Origin of the sequence: Micromonospora sp. LOL_015, assembly GCF_048060275.1 — a bacterium.
GTDB lineage: Bacteria > Actinomycetota > Actinomycetes > Mycobacteriales > Micromonosporaceae > Micromonospora_E.
Genome location: NZ_JBHMIO010000042.1, coordinates 22,718 through 37,109, shown reverse-complemented (window position 1 = coordinate 37,109; position 14,392 = coordinate 22,718). Strand labels below are relative to the sequence as shown.

The following is a 14,392-nucleotide window of genomic DNA, read 5'->3' as shown; positions in this document are numbered from 1 at the left end:
TGCGTTCATCCCGTTCGACGAGCGGCTGGCGGTCATCGACGACGTCATCAAGCCCGCGTACGCCAAGCTGATCGGCTGATCTGGTAGCCGGCCCGCCGACGGCCCGTCTGCCGCCGACAGCTGTCCCCCGTTCGGGCCACTGGCAGCCGACCACTCGGTCGGTGGCTGGTCGCGGAGGGCCATGTCCGGCGGGTCCCATCGGTGGTGGCGGCTCGACGTGGTGGGCGTAAGATGCTCGTCGCGCTCCGAGAGCACAGTTGCTCTCGAAGCCGGCAACACGGACCGAAGCGTTTACTTAGCGTGACCAGGCAAGTGCTATTTGTCGTATGTCGGGATAACCATCGCATCACACTCGCGGTGACGAGCCACCTGGGCTTTCTCTTTGCGTGGCGTCGTGATGGAATCTCGGGGGTCCGATCCGCCCGGGTCGGCCGATGGGCGGTGTCCGGTGCAACGGACCGGCACCGATGAGGAGGGCGGTGACGTGAGCGAGCGGCCGAAGACGGCAGATTCATTCCTGTCGCGTCTCCGCCGGCCGGTTGGCCGGCTCAACGATCTGCCGATCTGGTCCAAGCTCGGTCTGATCATGATCGTGCCGACCCTGGCGACGATCGTGGTCGGCACCAACGGCCTCATCGGGCACCTGGAGACCGCCGGGAACGCGTCCCAGGCACGCACGCTTGCCACGCTGGCGGCCGCGTCCGGCGACCTGGTCCACGGTCTGCAGAACGAGCGGGCCGCCGCAGTGCTCCTGCTCGGCACCGGGAACGAGCAGCGCCGGCAGGGCTACCTCGACGCGTACAACGCCCTGCACGACACCGTCGACGAGGCCCGGACGCCGTACTCGCAGCGCCGCGTGGAGCTGACCGATCTGCCGGTGAACTTCCGTAACCTGCTTTCCCGGATCGACCAGAACCTCGCCGACCTGCCCGGGGTGCGCAGTCAGGTGGTCAACAGCGCCACCGCTGACGGCACCTACCGTCTCACCGAGGCTGCCCGCGCCTACGAGGTGCTGCTCAGCGACCTGCTCGACATCCGCGACTCGGCCGCCCAGCTGGCCAACGACACCGAGCTGAGCGACCACATGCGGGCCGCCGCTTCGCTGGCCCGCAACAAGGAGTTCCTCTCCCGTGAGCGGATCGTCGTGCTGCGGGCGTTCAGTCAGAACGCGCTGACCCCGTCACTGCGTACCGACTACATCAGTACCCGGGCCGGCCAGGCCCAGTCCCGGCAGAGCTTCGAGGCTGCCGCCGTCCAGGACGACCTGGAGTTCTACAACCAGACGGTGGCCGGTCCGGCGCTGCGGGAAGCGGACACCTACGGCGGTTTCATCCGGGGCCAGAACGAAGAGTCGATGCGTGACACGCCGTTCGACGCCGACGCCTGGGACGCGGCGCTGACCGGACACGCGGACCTGATCCGCACCGTCGAGCAGAAGATCGACGGCGACGTGGTCAACGAGGCCACCATCCTGCGCAACGACGTACAGCAGCAGTTGTTGGTCGAGACGATCCTGCTACTCGTCGTTCTGCTGCTGGCGATCCTCTTCGCCGCTCTGGTCGCCCGGGCGATGGCGCGTTCGCTACGTGAACTGCGCCAGGGCGCGCTCGCCGTGGCCCAGCACGGTCTCCCGCATGCTGTTGCCCGACTGCGGGACCCGCAGGTCTCCGCGCAGAGCTCGCCGATGCAACTGGCCAACCAGATCGCCGAGCCGCTGCCGGTGCGCAGCAAGGACGAGTTCGGTCAGGTGACCGAGGCGTTCAACGCGGTTCACCTGGAGGCCGTGAAGACCGCCGCCGAACAGGCCGCACTGCGTTCCTCGGTGTCGACGATGTTCGTCAACCTCGCCCGCCGGTCACAGATCCTGGTCGACCGGCTGATCGGCCACCTGGACCGGTTGGAGCGCGGCGAGGAGGACCCGGACCGGCTCGGCGAACTATTCCAGCTCGACCACCTTGCCACCCGGATGCGGCGGAACGACGAGAACCTGCTGGTTCTCGCCGGCGCGGACTCTACCCGCGTGCAGCGTGAGCCGGCGGCACTGATCGACGTACTGCGCGCCGCGCAGTCCGAGGTCGAGCACTACACCCGGATCGAATTCGGGATGGTCGACCGGGACATCGAGGTCGCCGCGCAATCCGTCAACGACCTGGTCCACCTGGTCGCCGAACTGTTCGACAACGCCACGGCCTTCTCGCCGCCGGACTCGCAGGTGATGGTCGAGGCCCGCCGGGTCGGCGACCGTGCCGTGCTCTACGTCGAGGACCGCGGTATCGGCGTCAGCGCCGACCAGTTGCGGGAGCTCAACGACCGGTTGGCCAACCCGCCGATGGTCGACGTGGCGGTGTCTCGGATGATGGGTCTCGTCGTGGTCGCCCGGCTGGCCAAGCGGCACGGTGTCAAGGTCGAGCTGCGCCCGGCCGCCGACCGGGGCACAGTCGCCGACGTCACCCTGCCGACCTCGGTGCTGATTCCGCGGGCCCTCGCCGGCCGCAACGCCGCCCCGGCCGCGTTCGGCTCCGGTGGCGGCCAGGAGACGCCCGCCGTCGCCCGGCCGTCGTTCGCCGCACCCCTTGCGTTGGAGGGCGGCAACGGGTCGTCGGGCGGTGGCTTCGGCGGCCGACCGGCCGAGCCACCGGCACCGGCCGGCCCCCCGCCACGACCGTTCGAACCGGCACCGATCAATGGTGGTGGCCCGGCGACACCGCCGGCCGCCCCGGCCCGCCCGATGCCAGCCTGGTCGGACCTGACCGGAGCGACCAACGGCACGAACGGTGCCAACGGCTCCGACGTGCTGGGAGCTCCGCCGGCCAATGGTCAGCAGCGTACCGGTCCGCTGCCACAGCGCCGATCCAACGATCACTGGACAGTCGACGGCGAGGTGACCGGAGCAGCACCTACCAGCGGCATTCCGCGTCAGGCCGCCACCTCGCCGGAGACCCACGGCGCGCCGACCGGCCACCAACCGGTCAGCGGGCAGCCGTACGTCCCGCCGGTCTCCGCGCCCCCGGTGCGGCCGTTCTCGGCTCCACCGGTGCCGCCGACAGCGGCCCCGCAGCCCACCGCGTTCCAGCAGCCGGCCAGTTTCCAACGCCCACCGCAGCCACCGCCGCACCAGCAGCGGTCGGCGACACCGCCGCCGGCCGCTCCGGTCGCGCCGCCGCCCAGCGCGGCACCTCCGGCTGCGCCGCCGCCGGCCGCTCCGGTCGCGCCGCCGCCCAGCGCGGCACCTCCGGCCTGGCCGCCGGTCGCGGCAGAGCAGCGGGACACTCCGGCACCGCCGGTGCCGGAGAAGCTCGCTGCGGCGCTGGACATGACCGCCGAACTGCCGAGGGTGTCCCGGTCGGGTCCGGACAACGCGGCGACTGCCCAACACCCGACGGTCACCCCGCCAGCGGCACCCAAGCAGTTCGCCGACGAGACAATGGAACTGCCGATCTTCCGCGAGCTGGAGTCGGCCTGGTTCCGGACCCGGCGCCCCACCGCGGACGAAGCGCGGGCGGCGGCGGGGGCGATGATCAAGCAGTCCGGTGGTGCGGCCTCGACCGCCACCACCCAGCCGATCGCCAAGGTGGACGCCTCCCGGCCTCCCGCTCCGGCGTCGGAAGCCGGGACGACCACGGCCGGCAGGCCCGGTTCGTCGTTGCCGCGCCGGCCGGAGCCGGTGGCCGCCACCTCGCGGCCGGCTGCCGCCGGTGGCGGGGGTGGCGAGGGTACGCCGGACAGTTGGCAGACTGCCGCAGACGACGGCTGGCGCGCGGCAAGCGCTGCGGCTGATGTCGAAGTGGCCGAAAAGACCCAGGCGGGCCTGCCGAAGCGGGTCCCGATGGCACAGCTAGTACCAGGTGGCGTAGACAAGGCGTCAAGTTCGGTACAGCGTCGCACACCGGAAGCGGTCCGTGGGCTATTGTCCGCGTACCACCGTGGTGTGCAACGCGGCCGTACTCAGCCCAAGGACGACCACTCGACCAACCCGGGGGCGACCCCGGGAGGGCAGCAATCCTCGCAGGCTGGCAAGGAGCATGAGGGATGACAACTACGCAGGATCTCGGTTGGCTGCTGGCCAACTTCGCCGATCGCGTGCCGGGGGTCGCTCACGCGATTGCGGTCTCAGCGGACGGTCTGCTCCTGGCGGCGTCCCGGGATCTTCCCCGGGACCGTGCGGACCAGCTCGCGGCCATCGCCTCCGGACTGGTCAGCCTCACCCAGGGCGCGGCGCGGTGTTTCGAGGGTGGTGCGGTGCTGCAGACAGTGGTTGAGATGGACAACGGCTTCCTCTTCCTCATGTCGATATCGGACGGTTCGTCGTTCGCGGTACTGGCCGCCCGAAGCTCCGACGTCGGTCAGGTGGGGTACGAGATGGCCCTGCTGGTGGACCGGGTTGGCGAGGCGCTGACGCCAGCGCCCCGCACGGCCGCTGGAATGCTGGGCTGACCACGCTGACGAGACCGGTGCCGGCGTCGACGACCGGCGCCGGTCCGCAGAGAAGAACTGGACGCTACGAGCTCCGACAGGTGGAGCTGCGGGTAGGACGAGAGGGGGTGACGGCAGATGACCGAGCGCGATGAACCGACCGGTGCTCTGGTCAGGCCGTACGCCGTTACCCGTGGTCGTACCCGGCCGAAGCTGGAAATCGCCCTCGAGGCGCTCGTGGAAACGACGGTGCGCGGCCGGTCCTCAGGCGCTGTGAAGGGCGGCTCGGGCCGGGAGCACCAGTACATTGCCGCGCTGTGTGACGGCCGGCTGCAGTCGCTCGCGGAGATCGCGGCGCGGATGCAGCTTCCACTCGGAGTAGCCCGGGTCATCATTGCGGACATGGCCTCGGACGGCCTGGTCGCGGTGTACGAGCCGACATCCCTGGACGACACGAACGACGCGGTGGGCACGGAACTGCTGGAGAGGGTGCTGAGTGGACTTCGCAGGCTCTGACATGGCGCACCGCCCCATGGCCGGGCGCGTGACATCGGCGAAGATTGTGATCGCCGGTGGGTTTGGCGTCGGCAAGACGACGCTGGTCGGCTCGGTCTCGGAGATCACGCCGTTGACCACCGAGGCGATCATGACCTCGGCCGGTGTCGGCGTGGACGACACGCGACAGGTGCCGGGAAAGACGACCACCACGGTCGCCATGGACTTTGGACGTATCTCGATCGACCGAGATCTGATCCTCTATCTGTTCGGTACGCCGGGCCAGACTCGATTCTGGTTCATGTGGGACGAACTGGTGCGGGGAGCGATCGGGGCGGTGGTGCTGGTCGACACCCGTCGACTGGCCGACTGCTTCGCGGCGATCGACTTCTTCGAGCATCGGCGGCTGCCCTACCTGGTGGCGATCAACTGCTTCGACGGCATGCAGTACCACGATCCGCAGGACGTGCGGGACGCGCTGGCCATCTCCAGCGACGTCCCGGTCGTCGCGTGTGACGCGCGGAACCGTGAGTCGACGAAGCACGTGCTGATCTCGCTGGTCGAGTACGTGCTGACCATGCGGCGTCAGCGTGCGGTGGCACCGGCCTGACCGCCAGCTCACCCGGCACAGACTCTCCCGATCTCCGGTCTGAACCGGCGGCACCTGACCCAGGTGCCGCCGGTAGGTGTCGTTTGCGGCCGGTCCGATTGTGGTGCCTGTCGACATCGGCGGGGTGGGCATGGGCGGCAGTTGGTGCCTGCGGCACGACGGGCAGCCGGGGCACGCCGGCACCAGGCCCGAGCACGCAGGGGCCGAGCACACCAGCGCCGAGCCCGAGCACGCGGGCGACCCGTCAGCTGCGGGTGGTGACCCCGGTCAGGAGTGGTGACCGGCCGGCCGGTACTCGTACTCGCGGCCGTCGCCCTGCCCGCTCTGGTCCCGGCTGAAGTCCCACCCGCCGGCGGCCTCCCGGCCGGGCCGCCCGCCGACGGCGTACCCGCCGATCTCCTGACCTCGACGCCAGCCCCGGAAGTAGCCGTTGGTGTGCTCTGCGATGCTCGCCGCGTCCCGGACGATCCGCAGCGGGCGTTCGTCGCGCAGCGGTGAGCCCGGAACCAGGTTGGCCTGCGGCACCCGCTTCGGTAGCCCGGCGTTGGTCGCGGCACCGATGGAGGGTTGCGCGGCCAACTCGGCGGCCCGCCAGCCGTTGTCCGCCTGCGTCGCGAACTCCGCCCCGTCGGTTTCCGGATGCCGGACGAACCAGGCCGACCGTGCCGCCGCGAAGATCAGCAGGTCGCCGTCTCCCTCATCGGGTACGGGTGGGGCGCTCAGCGGCTCCACGGCGGCCCGTCGGCCGCGACCGTACTCGGGGGGCGGCTGGGGAGCGTCCACGAGGCGCAGCGGTGGCGTCTCCACCGGCGCGTCGGGCCGGCCGTAGTCCTCGGGCCGTCCGTAACCGTCGGGTCGGAAGTCGTCGCGACGGACCTGGTCGGCGACCGGTGGCTCGACCAGACGCAGCATCGGCGGCTCCGGCGGCAGGTCGTCGGCCAGCCACGGTGGCTTGACCCGGCCGCTGGGCCCGTTGGACGCGGCCGGCCGGTGCTCCTCGTGCCCTCCCGGGTAGCCCGGATCGGATTCGTCGCCGCCCTCGGGACCCGGCGGCACCAGCGGCCAGTTGGACCGGGAACCGGGTGGCGACGACGTCGGCGGACCGGGCCGCGGGGCGGGAACGGGCAGGCTGTAATCGGTCGCGGAGAAACCCCCGGTCGGCGGCTCGGCAAGCGGTGAACCACTGGCCGGCGCTGCCGAGGTCGGTGCCCCGGACATCGGGCTGGCAGAGATCGGGTGCGCCGACACCGGGGTCCCGGAGACCGGCTCCGTACCCGCCGGCGGCGCCGACCGTGGTGCGGCGGCCGGGTCAGGACCGGCCGGACCGGCACCTGCCCGGGTGTCGGGCCGAGGGGTGATCGGGGTCGGTCGGCGTTGTGCCCGCGCGTCGTTGATGGCAGCGGTGGTGAGCGTGGCGCGGAACGGCTCGCCGGCGTCCGCCGGCGCGATGCCGGGACGTTGCGCCGGCATCGGGGTCATCCCGGGCGGTGGCGGAGGAGGGGCGGATACCGGCCGGTCGCTGCCCGGATCGGCGGACCGCCTGGCCACCGGGGTGAGCGGTGCCGGTGCGTTCGGCGGCGGCGCCACCGGGGCCGGTGCCACCGGAGGTGTGGTCATCGGCTGGGGGGAGGCGGGAACGCTGCCGCCGACCGGCTGTGGACGGGCCCGCCGGCCGCCGGCGGGGGTACGGCTCGGGCCGGCGTCCGGGGCCGGCGGTACCGCGTGCAGCCCGGGTGACGGCGGACCGGAGATCGGGTCGGCGGCCCGACGCGCGACGTGCGGCCCGCCGATCGGTGTCGGGGTAACGACCCGGGCGGTCAGGGTGGCGACCAGAGCGTCGGCGGCGGCGTCGCAGGCCCGGACGGCGGCGACGGCGTGCCGCACCGTCTCGGCGGTGGCGGAGGTGAGCGCCTTGTTGACGGTGCCGCGGCGGGGCGACTCGACGATCGCCACCCGTAGGGCGGTCACCGCCGCGTCGATGGTCTGCGCGTCGGCCACCCCGTCGGAGGCGAGGTGGGCGGCGACCGCGTGAGCGGCGACGGTGAGCTCCCGGTTGCGCGAGCTGGTGCCGCTGAGCATGCCCGGCTCCGGCAGGGCGTCGAGCACCGCGAGCGCGACCGGCTCGGCCGGGTCGGGATAGGCCCGCAGTGCGGCCGGGTACAGCTCCCGGAGCACCTCGCGCAGTGCCACGGCGGCGGCCTGCCGCCCGTTGGCCAACGCGGCGTGCGCGGCCAGCACCGGCTTGTACGCGACGAGGTCGCGGGAGACGGGCAGGGCCACCGCGGACATCGCCCCGGCCTGGAGCGCCCGGGCCAGCCCGACGGCGCGCCGCTGGGCCGGCGCGGAGGACATCTCGTCCAGCGACTCGTCGTCGGCGAACCGTTCGGCGTAGTCGTCCGCAGCGTCGTCGTCGGCCACCGCGAGTGGGCGACCGGCGGCGGTCAGCAGCGAGGTGACGACGTGGTCGTCGCTGTCAGCGGCGATGGCAGCTCCGCTCGCGCCGCCTGACCGCTCGATGAGCATGCAGCTCAGCCGGGCGTAGCCGGCCGGGTCGTCGCCGATTTCGCAGACGTCGAGCAGCCGGCCGGCGTCGTCGACTATCGCGGCGGACAGGGCCGGACCGGTCGAAGCCGACCGGGCAGCCCGGTCCGCCGATGCCAGACCGCAGTACACCCGCACGAGCGCCACCGCGCCGTCCTCCTCCCGGACACCCGTCATGCCAAGGACTGATGGTCCCTGGTGAGGGGTCAGTCGCGCCAGTCCGCAGCGGCAGAGATCTTCCCGATGATCGTGCGCCAGCCGAGACTTGCCGTTTGTGCCCCGATTTTCTTCAACTTGCGGCGCGCCATGAAACCGCCGATGCCGCCGTCAACCGTCGACCTTAGCGCCTCGTCCAGATCGTCCAGCCTGGATCCGGTGGAGAGCATGTCCAGCACCGAGGGCATCCGCAGAGCGTACGCGAGGTCCCTCGCGACCTCGCCGGACTGGATCAGCAGCGCCGCGTCCCAGGCGTCGTGACCGCCTCGCAGGTTCTCCACCACGAGGTCGAGTTCGTAGGTATCCTCCGGGAGTGCCGCCACGTCCGCCGGCTGCAGCCGGTCAACCAGATCCGGCCAGCTGTCCAGCTGCGCGAGGTCGTGCGACGCGCCGGACCGGACGAAGCTGACCAGCGCCTCGGGGTCGCGGAACAGCAGCAGCTTGCCTCGGTGGCTGAGGAAGATCGGCACCTCTTCACCGCTGTCGGCCGACTCGGTGTCGGCGACATCCTCGTCGGCGTCTTCGTCGGCGTCGTTACTCCCACCGGCGGCGCCACCCTTGCCGGCCTTGTCACCTTTGCCGGCCTTGCTCGTCGACCCGTCCTGTTGCTCGTTCTCCTCCTCCGCGAGCGCTGCGGCGAACTCTTCGTCCAGGATGACCACGGACTCGTCGTCCTCGTCCTCCTCGGCGGCCGCCCGCTGCCGAGCGGCGAACAGATCGTCCTCCTCGCGCTCGGAGATGTCGGTGGGGGTCAACGCGGCGGATGACCGGTAGGCGCGCAGCGTGTAGCCGACGCCAGCCGGCAACGCGATCTCAACCGGGTCGATCCGTACGTCCTGCCAGAGCGACCGGTCGGCGGTGACCGCCGCGTCGTCGGGGTCGGCGGTCGCGTCGGCACCGGCCGTCGCGACGTCCGCCTCGTCGTCAGGACCGTCGGCTCCGGCCGTGCGCCGGTCGGCATCGGGCTGGTTCGGCAACTTGGCCACGCTGACCTCCGTGTGTTCTCCGGTGACGGCGCCCAGACCCGGACTGTCGGGTGGGTGACTCTGCGCACACCCTAGTGGGCTGCCCGCCGTGTGGCATGCCCGCACCCCGTCCCGCCTCAGTTGGCTGCCGTCAGGTAACCCTGTTCGGCGGCCCGCTGCATGATCCACTGTTCCTGGTACCAGCCGGGCCGTCCGGTCAGCTCGGCGTGGTCGCCCCGTTGGACGATCCGGCCAGCGTCCAACACCAGGATCTCATCCATCGATTCGAGCCCGGTCAGCCGGTGGGTCACCAGCACCACGGTGCGGTCATCGGCGGCGGCCAGCGCCGACGCCAGCACTGTGTCCGCCGACGCCGGGTCTAGCCCTTCGGTGGGTTCGTCGAGGACCAGCACCGATGGGCCGGCCAGTAGCGCCCGGGCGAGGGCGAGTCGCTGCCGCTGCCCACCGGAGATCCGGCTGCCGGCCGCCCCGACCAGGGTCTGCCAGCTGTCCGGTTGCTCGCGTACCCAGTCGAACAGGCCGGCGGCGGCCGCGGCGGCGGCGAGGTCGTCGTCCGTCGCCGCGGGCCGGGCCAGGAGCAGGTTGTCGCGGACTGTGGCGTTGAACACGTACGCCTCGGCGAGCAGCCCGCCGATCAACCGGTGCCGCGCTCCGGCCGGCACGTCGGCCAGGTCCACCTCGTCGACCGTCACCCGGCCGCCGTCCGGCGGCACCGCCCCGGTGAGTACGCCGAGCAGGGTGCTCTTGCCGGCACCGCTCGGCCCGACCACGGCGATCCGCCGTCCGGGCGGCAGCCACAGATCGACCCGGTCCAACGCCGGTGACGTGCCGGCCCGGTACCGGACCGTGACGCCGTCGAGCACCATCGTCGGCCGCCGTCGGTCGTCGGCCGTCGCGGCACCGACCGGGTCGGCTGCGGCCCGTCGCGCCGAACTCGACTCGGCGTCGGCCTGCTCCGTCTCAGCCCGCTTAGCGTCAACCCGTCCCGTCTCGGCGCGTCCTGTCCCGGTCCGGGCCGCTTCGGTCAGCAGGTCGGCGACCCGGCGCAGCCCGCCGCGTAACTGCGCCCACTGCCGGGCGGCGGCGACCAGCGCCAGACTCATCTCGACGGCGGCCAGGGCGCCGACCGCGAGAACGCCGACCAGTACCCCGCCGACGCCGGCGCGCAACGCGGTCACCGTCACCGCCGCCACGGTCAGCCCGGCGACGAGCACGCCGACACCATCGACCGCCCAGCCGGTCGCCGCCAGCCGCCGCTCCAGCCGGGCGAGTTCCCGGGCCCGGCGGGTGCTCCTGCGCAGGGCGGCGGCGGTGCCGCCGAACGCCGCCAGATCGGCCGCCCCGTGAATCAGATCGGCGCCGTCCGTCGCGAGTTCGCCGCGCAACGGCGCCACCCGGTCGGCCGTACGCCGGGTGAGCAGCGCCGTGACCGCCGGCAGACCGGCACCGGCGACCGCTAGCCCGGCCGCCAGCGCGAGCGCCGCCGCCGGGCTGACCGTCGCGGCACCGGCGACCGCGAGTACCGCGACGGTGGCTGCGGCGGCGCCGGGCACCAGCACCCGCAGCAGCAGGTCCTGCACGGCCTCGACGTCGGAGACCAACCGGCTGAGGGCGTCACCGGACCGGTCCTCGGTGGTCGGCCGCCGCGCGGCCAGCGCGGTGAAGATCCGGAACCGTACGTCGGTGACCACCCGCAACGTGGCGTCGTGGCCGGCCAACCGTTCCGTGTAGCGCAGCACGCCCCGGCTGATCGCCAGCGCCCGTACGCCGACGATCGCCACGGTGACCGCGTCCAGCGGCGGCCGACCAGCGGCGGTGATCAGCAACCACACGGCGGTGGCCATCAACGCGAGCGCCGCCGCCTCGGTTGCTGCGGCCAGCAGACCGGCCCCGACCAGTCGGCCGAGGTACGGCCGGGCCAGCGACAGCACGGTCCGCTCCGGCCGGGCGCCGGTCACGGGGTGGCCGCCGCGAGGTCGCGTCCGGTGATTCGGCCGGCGTCGAGCCGGACGACTCGGTCGACGCCGTCGAGCAGCGCCGGCCGGTGCGCCACGATCAACGCGGTCCGGCCGGTGACCAGTTGCCGTGACCCGGCCAGGACCGCCGCCTCCGAGGCGCCGTCCAGCCGGGCGGTCGGCTCGTCGAGCAGGACCACCGGCGCGTCCCGGAGGAAGGCACGGGCCAGCGCGACACGTTGGCGCTGCCCGCTGGACAGGCCGTGGCCGCGTTCACCGAGCCGGGTGTCGAGCCCGTCGGGCAGCGCCGCCACCACATCGGTGAGCGCGGCGGCGCGTACTGCGGCCGACAGCTCGGCCGGGTCGGCGGCGGGCGTGCCCAGTGCGATGTTGTCGGCGAGTGAAGCGGCGAACAGGTGTGCGTGTTGTGGCACCCAGGCGACCCGTCGCCGCCACTGTTCGATGTCGAGTTCGGCGAGGTCGACCCCGTCGACGGTGATCCGGCCGGCGGTCGGCGCGACGAAGCCGAGCAGCAGGTGCAGCAGGGTGCTCTTGCCGGCCCCGCTGGGACCGATCACGGCGATCCGTTCCCCGGCCCGGATCGTCAGATCGACGTCCCGCAGCGCCGTGGTCCGGGGGTGGACCACGGTGACCGACTCGAACCTGATCTCCGCCGGCGGCGACCCGACGACCGCCGGTGCCGCTCGGCCCGCCGGCCCGCCGAGGCTGGCGTCGTGGACCGGCTCTCCGTCGCTGGCGTCGCGCGCTGGATCGTCCTCGCCGATCAGGGTGAGCGCTTCGTCCAGCACGGTCAGACCCTCCATGCTGGCGTGGAACCGGCTGCCCGCCGTGCGCAGCGGCAGGTACGCCTCCGGGGTGAGCAGCAGCACCAGCAGCGCGGTGGACAGCGCCATCCCACCGGTGAGCAGCCGAAGCCCGATCGGTACCGCGACCAACGCCACCGCCAGCGTGGCGACCAGCTCCAGGACCAGCCCGGAGAGGAAGGCGATGCGCAGCGTACCCATGGTGGCGACCCGGTGCCGGTCGGCCATCCGGCGTACCACCTCGGCCTGCGCCCGCTGCCGTCCGAAGGCCCGCAAGGTCGCCAGCCCCGCCACCATGTCCAGGAAGTGGCCACCGAGCTGGGCCAACCGCTGCCACTGCCGTTCGGTCGCCGCCTGCGCGTGCCAGCCGAGCAGCGCGCCGAAGACCGGGATCAGCGGCAGGGTGACCGCGACGATCAGCGCGGAACTCCAGTCGGCGAACGCCAGCCGGGCGAGCACCGCCACCGGCACGGTCACGCTCAGCACCAACTGCGGCAGGTAGCCGGTGAAGTAGCCGTCGAGCGCGTCGACGCCCCGGCCGGTCAGGGTGGCGAGCTGGCCGGCGCGCTGACCGGACAACCAGGCGGGGCCACGCCGGTGGATCGCGGCCAGCAGGTCTGCCCGCAACTGCGCCTTGACCGTGGCCGCCGCGTCGGCGGCGAGGTAACCCTGCGCCCAGAGCAGCGCGGCGCGGCCGGCGACCGCCAGGACGAAGCCGCCGAGCGCGGCCCGGTGCAGCTCGCCACTGGCGGCCGCGGCCAGCACCAGGGCCAGCGTGGTGGCCTGGGCGATGATCAGACCGGCGGCGATCACGCCGAGTACGCCGAGCAGCGCGAGCCGCACCCGTACCGCCGGCACCTGCCGCACCAGCCGGGGATCGAACGGCCGGCGGCGACCGGCCCGGTCGGCCGGTGCGGTAGCGGTGCCGGTGGTGCTCACCAGCTGAGGTACAGCGACGCGGGCAGCAGGAGCAGCGCGGCGGAGACCACAGTCGCGGCCGCCGGCCGCAGCCGGGGCGCCGGCCGGTCGAGCAGCAGCCGCTGTACCCGGGCGTCGAGCTCCAGGTCGGCGGCGCCGAGGGCACCGGCCGGGGTGATCCGGCTGCCGGCGCTGGCGAACCGGCGCAGCGCGGCGGCGAGCGGCTCGTCGGCGTGCTGACGCCGGGCCTTGTCGTCGGCGCGCATCTCGACCAGCAGGGCGACCGCGTCGTGCGCCGCCCGCAGCCAACGCACCCGGGGTAGGGCCCGGCACAGCGCGGTGAACGGCAGCAGCACCAAATCGTGCCGTTCGTCGGCGTGCGCCCGCTCGTGGCTGAGTACGGCGGCGAGCTCGCCGGGGCCGAGCAGGTCGAGCGTGCCGGCACTGACGACCACCGTCGGCCGGACCCCGGGCAGGCAGTAGGCGGCCGCGCCGGGGTGGTCGAGCACCAGCGCGCCCGGTGCGGCCGGATCGGCGCGGCCGACCAGAGCGAGCAGGTCGCGGTGGCGACGCTGGGCCCGTACGGCGGCGAGCAGGCTGCGTACGGTGGATCCGAGCAGGACGGCGGCGATCACGGCGGCGACGCCGACCAGCGTCAGCCGGACCGGCCCCAGCCCGGCCGGGAGGACGCCCGTCGGCCAGCCGTGTCCGGCGGCCAGGCTGGTCACTCCGGCGGCCAGATTACCGACGAACAGCCCGGCGGCGCGGCCCGGCCCGGTGCCGTACGGGGCGAGCCCGACCGCCAGCGGAACGCCGATCGCGGCCAGTCCGACCGCCAAGCCGAGCGCCTGCCAGCAGAGGATCGCCACCCGGGGGCTGCGCCAGGTCCAGCCGGGGCCGAACCAGACCGAGCGGGTCAACGCCTGCGCGGTGAGGTAGCAGGCGAGGATCACCGCGGCGAAGTGCGCGCCGTGTGCCATGGCAGCGTCAACCCCGCCGGTCCGCCACCTGCGCCTGGTCGGTGAGCGCGGCCCGGAGCACTTCGGCTTCGGTGCCGGTGACCGACCTGGCGAACCGGACCAGGGCCGCGTCGCGGCTGCCGGCCAGGTCCAACGCGTCGAGCATCAACTGGGCGATGTACGCCTCGCGGCTGGCCGCCGGCTGGTAGTGCCACGCCCGGCCGGCCCGCTCCCGGCTGACCATGCCCTTGCCGGCCAGCCGGTCCAGCACCGTCATCACCGTCGTGTACGCCAGGTCGCGGTCCTGCAGAGCTTCGGCGACGTCGCGGACGGTGACCGGATCGGCCGCCGGGTCGCGGTCCCACAGCACGTCCATCACCGCGCGTTCGAGGTCACCCAGTCGCGTCACCGGTCAAGCCTACCGCCGGTAGTAGACGCCTGGACCAGGGGACCTTCCTGCTGGGACCGACGTCGG

At 73.0% G+C, this 14,392-nt stretch carries 12 protein-coding genes; 5 read left to right on the top strand and 7 right to left on the bottom strand.

What is annotated here, in order from left to right; all coding sequences use genetic code 11:
- The coding region (locus ACFHWU_RS24330) for a hypothetical protein (RefSeq protein ID WP_416569180.1) at nucleotides 1-183 on the bottom strand (183 nt) is incomplete at its 3' end.
- A 301-nt stretch (nucleotides 184-484) separates the two neighbouring features.
- Here ACFHWU_RS24330 and ACFHWU_RS24325 point away from each other — a divergent pair.
- The 5 genes from ACFHWU_RS24325 (at nucleotide 485) to ACFHWU_RS24305 (ending at nucleotide 5,798) form a co-directional block, all read left to right on the top strand.
- Nucleotides 485-4,033, top strand: a complete 3,549-nt coding sequence (locus tag ACFHWU_RS24325; RefSeq protein WP_416591679.1) for a nitrate- and nitrite sensing domain-containing protein — start codon at nucleotides 485-487, stop codon at nucleotides 4,031-4,033.
- A complete protein-coding gene (locus ACFHWU_RS24320; RefSeq protein ID WP_278171351.1) occupies nucleotides 4,030-4,434 on the top strand; it encodes a roadblock/LC7 domain-containing protein in 405 nt (134 codons plus the stop codon). The genes ACFHWU_RS24325 and ACFHWU_RS24320 overlap by 4 nt, the downstream gene beginning before the upstream one ends.
- A 117-nt stretch (nucleotides 4,435-4,551) precedes the next feature.
- A complete protein-coding gene (locus tag ACFHWU_RS24315) occupies nucleotides 4,552-4,929 on the top strand; it encodes a DUF742 domain-containing protein (protein ID WP_123605492.1) in 378 nt (125 codons plus the stop codon).
- 1 nt (nucleotide 4,930) lies between these two features.
- A complete protein-coding gene (locus tag ACFHWU_RS24310) occupies nucleotides 4,931-5,518 on the top strand; it encodes a GTP-binding protein (protein ID WP_282232215.1) in 588 nt (195 codons plus the stop codon).
- A gap of 103 nt (nucleotides 5,519-5,621) precedes the next feature.
- A complete protein-coding gene (locus tag ACFHWU_RS24305; RefSeq protein WP_416591678.1) occupies nucleotides 5,622-5,798 on the top strand; it encodes a hypothetical protein in 177 nt (58 codons plus the stop codon).
- Here the strand turns inward: ACFHWU_RS24305 and ACFHWU_RS24300 are convergent.
- The 6 genes from ACFHWU_RS24300 to ACFHWU_RS24275 all read right to left on the bottom strand — a co-directional run bounded on the left by ACFHWU_RS24300 (nucleotide 5,786) and on the right by ACFHWU_RS24275 (nucleotide 14,326).
- Nucleotides 5,786-8,236: a transposase gene (locus ACFHWU_RS24300; protein WP_416591677.1), complete on the bottom strand. Its 2,451-nt coding sequence runs from the start codon at nucleotides 8,234-8,236 to the stop codon at nucleotides 5,786-5,788. The two genes, ACFHWU_RS24305 and ACFHWU_RS24300, sit on opposite strands and share 13 nt — an antisense overlap.
- Before the next feature lie 29 nt (nucleotides 8,237-8,265).
- Nucleotides 8,266-9,297, bottom strand: coding sequence for a DNA primase (locus tag ACFHWU_RS24295; RefSeq protein ID WP_416557243.1), 1,032 nt, complete (start codon nucleotides 9,295-9,297; stop codon nucleotides 8,266-8,268).
- Nucleotides 9,298-9,377: 80 nt separating this feature from the next.
- A complete protein-coding gene (gene cydC / locus ACFHWU_RS24290) occupies nucleotides 9,378-11,219 on the bottom strand; it encodes a thiol reductant ABC exporter subunit CydC (protein ID WP_416591676.1) in 1,842 nt (613 codons plus the stop codon).
- Nucleotides 11,216-12,979, bottom strand: a complete 1,764-nt coding sequence (gene cydD / locus ACFHWU_RS24285; protein WP_416591675.1) for a thiol reductant ABC exporter subunit CydD — start codon at nucleotides 12,977-12,979, stop codon at nucleotides 11,216-11,218. The genes cydC and cydD overlap by 4 nt, the downstream gene beginning before the upstream one ends.
- Entirely contained in the window at nucleotides 12,976-13,938 is a 963-nt protein-coding gene (locus ACFHWU_RS24280) for a M56 family metallopeptidase (protein ID WP_416591674.1), read from the bottom strand. The genes cydD and ACFHWU_RS24280 overlap by 4 nt, the downstream gene beginning before the upstream one ends.
- A gap of 7 nt (nucleotides 13,939-13,945) precedes the next feature.
- Nucleotides 13,946-14,326, bottom strand: coding sequence for a BlaI/MecI/CopY family transcriptional regulator (locus tag ACFHWU_RS24275; protein WP_416557235.1), 381 nt, complete (start codon nucleotides 14,324-14,326; stop codon nucleotides 13,946-13,948).
- Between the last annotated feature and the right edge of the window lie 66 nt (nucleotides 14,327-14,392).

Coding starts and splice junctions, on each gene's coding strand:
- ACFHWU_RS24310 (WP_282232215.1), top strand. CDS start 4,931: ATGGCGCACCGCCCCATGGCCGGGCGCGTGACATCGGCGAAGATTGTG.
- ACFHWU_RS24280 (WP_416591674.1), bottom strand. CDS start 13,938: ATGGCACACGGCGCGCACTTCGCCGCGGTGATCCTCGCCTGCTACCTC.
- ACFHWU_RS24320 (WP_278171351.1), top strand. CDS start 4,030: ATGACAACTACGCAGGATCTCGGTTGGCTGCTGGCCAACTTCGCCGAT.
- ACFHWU_RS24315 (WP_123605492.1), top strand. CDS start 4,552: ATGACCGAGCGCGATGAACCGACCGGTGCTCTGGTCAGGCCGTACGCC.
- ACFHWU_RS24300 (WP_416591677.1), bottom strand. CDS start 8,236: ATGACGGGTGTCCGGGAGGAGGACGGCGCGGTGGCGCTCGTGCGGGTG.